This is a genomic window from Pontibacter sp. HJ8 (assembly GCF_054824225.1).
In genome coordinates this window covers 1-2,817 of the sequence record NZ_JSYF01000527.1, presented here as the reverse complement: position 1 = coordinate 2,817, position 2,817 = coordinate 1, and the positions used below count along the sequence as shown (strand labels likewise).

Sequence of the window (2,817 nt, the reverse complement as noted above, 5' to 3'; positions counted from 1 at the left end):
TTGTTGCTCAACGCCACGCTCACCGTGCAGGCCGGCAATGCCGGATCTCACCAGAAGAAAGGTTGGGAAGAATTCACAGATGCAGTCGTAAAAAAAGTGAACGACCTGAAAGAAGGGGTGGTGTTCATGTTATGGGGAGCCTATGCCCAAAAGAAAGGGGCCTTTATTGATGAACGCAAGCATCTGGTACTCAAAGCCGCCCATCCCTCACCATTTGCAGCTGACCGCGGTTTTTTCGGAACGCACCATTTCAGTAAGGCCAACGAGTATCTCCTGGCACAAGGCAAGGAGCCGATTGATTGGTAGTACAGGGGAAAGTTTAAGTTTATCTGCATTTCCGCTAAACCGCACATTGACAGGGCGAAACATGCGGTATAACAGGTATAGGAAAAGTGTAAAAGGCCAAAAATGAGCTGGCAGTGAATTGTTACGAAATACACTGCCAGCTCATACAAAAATCAGGCGAAGCAAAAAGCTCCCTTTACCTGTTTAGCCTGTTTGCTACGCATACAACCTTACGCGCTGTTTTTTACATCAAGGGTAGATCATCAGGAATATAAAAGCAAACAGGTTTACGAGAAGCACCACGCCGTAGACAACATTGGTCTTACCACTGCTTAAGGACAACATGACAGTAAATACCGATAGTCCTAGCAGGATAATAGACTTGATGTCCAACCCCAGAATGATCTTAAAATCATAGATTATACAGACGACTGCTACACTCGGAATTGTCAAACCTATACTTGCCAGCGCCGATCCCAGCGAAAGATTGAGACTTGTTTGCAGCCTGTTGTTTCTGGCAGCGATGATGGCAGCAATCCCTTCGGGTAATAGAATGATGGCTGCGATTACAATCCCTACCAATGCTTTCGGAAGGTTGTAGCCAGTAATAATGCTTTCGATGGTAGGGGAAAGTGTTTTGGCCAGCAGCACGACAATCCCTAAACAAACAATTAGAAACAGCAGACTTGTAAAAAATGCCCTGTTGCTGATGAGGATGGGTTCCGCTTTTTCTTCATCTTCATCAGTCCCGATAGTAAGAAAATATTGCCGGTGTCTTCTTGTTTGTACGAATAGAAAGCATCCGTAAATAACCAGGCAGGCAATGGAAGCAAAAACGAGCTGGGGCGTTGAATAGTAACCCCCTGATACACTTTCGGTGAAGGTGGGAAACACCAACGTGAAAACAACAATGGAGATCAACGAAACCAAAGCGATGGTGACAGAAGGCTTGGAGAAATTTTGTTCGTAATGCTTCAGACTTCCGATTAACAGGCAAAGGCCGACTATACCGTTCAGAATAAGCATGGTGGCAGCATACACCGTATCTCTGGCCAGTGAAGCAGCCTCTTTCCCTTCCGTCATCATCAGGGATATGATGATGGAGACCTCAATCACCGTTATCGATATAGCCAGGATGATGGTTCCGTAAGGTTCTCCTACTCTTTCAGCAATTATTTCGGAATGGTGCACGGCCGACATCACACTGAGGATAAGCAGCACACTCGCAACAATTTGAAAGATACTGCTGTCGGAAATAAGCCCGGAGAAAAACAGAATCCAAGCCACAATCGGGATGATAATCGTCCACTGAAGAAATCTCATAATTTTAATTTATTGAATAGGTGTAAGCTGATATTTTCAAATCGTTCCTGCTTAGAATTACATATAACGGATTGGTACATAGAACGAGCAAGACGTAGCCTAAGCTTGGCTTATGTGCATGGTTAGCAACTGTAATTTTAGAACTTATATAATAGGAGATAGTAAATGGGAGTGAATAGTAGTGCTGCAGCTAAAAAGTTAAGAAGTGCATAGCCAACTGTTAATTTTTGAACTAAAGCCATGCCTTTGATTAAACGTATTAGAATCCATATAGCTAACACACCAGCGATAAGCTTAAGTACAATCAAAAAAAACGCAAGAACTATCTTGTTATCATGGATAAAATTACTCTCATAATAGTATGCCATTATCACCTGTATAATAATTATAGCAACAGAATAAAGGTGTGGCCAATATGCCAAAGTAAAAGTATTCAAGATAGCATTATATGAAGCTTCTGCCTTGAACAACCTGCCAGTAATTTTAATGAGATAGCATATTATAAAGTTGGAAACACACCCGTATAGAAAGCCCAAAATCACTAGCGTTATTATAAGTGGTGGCAAATCAGCTTCCCAGTTAAGAAAATAATCCTGCTTTAAAGTAAAATAAGAGAATACACCTTGCAACGTAAAAAACCAAATTGTCTTTCCCCAGCGAACTTTCTCTTGATGTGCTCCTTCAATTGCTGAACTTGAGTTGTTTAAAGCTTGGTCCATTTATTAATTAAATATTACCGCTAACGTGCTCGTGTATACCTTGTGCGAGGCCACCAGCCGAAGCATAGGGTATAAACTGTGTTGGCAACTGGCTTTCTATTTAGTTGAAATTATTATTAACCCGTTCTTCCCGTTTTCCCCGTACAATTCTTGAGATACAGGTCTTTCAATGATATTTATTCCGAATACTTCAGATGCCTTCAACTTTTCTATTTCAGCAAAGCTTTCAGAAAATTCAATCTGGTTTCCGTTAATAACCAAGACTGGCAGCACATCTTGAGAAGTTTCATTAGGTTTTACATTTGATTTGTAACTCGTATACTTTCCCTTTACTTCAGCAAGATACTGTCTTACCAACTTCTTACTTTGGCTTCCCTTTGTGGTTAGTAAGACTATACCATTAAGTGGTTTGCAAAAAATCAGGCTGTCTGTTACTCCTTTATCCAAGAAGTCTATCTGTATTAAGTCAGACTGACTATATGATTTTAAA

Annotated in this window: 4 protein-coding genes; 1 reads left to right on the top strand and 3 read right to left on the bottom strand. The window is 41.1% G+C overall.

All coding sequences use genetic code 11. From position 1 onward, the window contains the following. Positions 1–306: uracil-DNA glycosylase (locus OB13_RS18890; protein WP_461491741.1), on the top strand; the 306-nt coding region annotated here is incomplete at its 5' end. Positions 307–534: 228 nt separating this feature from the next. On the opposite strand, the gene OB13_RS18885 is transcribed toward OB13_RS18890, so the two are convergent. The 3 genes from OB13_RS18885 to OB13_RS18875 all read right to left on the bottom strand — a co-directional run. Continuing rightward, positions 535–1,608 carry a calcium:cation antiporter gene (locus OB13_RS18885; protein WP_461491740.1) on the bottom strand — a complete coding sequence of 358 codons (1,074 nt, stop codon included), beginning with the start codon at positions 1,606–1,608 and terminating at the stop codon, positions 535–537. A 137-nt stretch (positions 1,609–1,745) separates the two neighbouring features. Next, on the bottom strand, positions 1,746–2,327 hold the full coding sequence (locus tag OB13_RS18880; RefSeq protein ID WP_461491739.1) for a hypothetical protein: 582 nt from the start codon (positions 2,325–2,327) through the stop codon (positions 1,746–1,748). Positions 2,328–2,423: 96 nt separating this feature from the next. Further along, positions 2,424–2,817, bottom strand: a 394-nt coding sequence (locus OB13_RS18875) for a hypothetical protein (RefSeq protein ID WP_461491738.1), incomplete at its 5' end; no start/stop codon positions are given.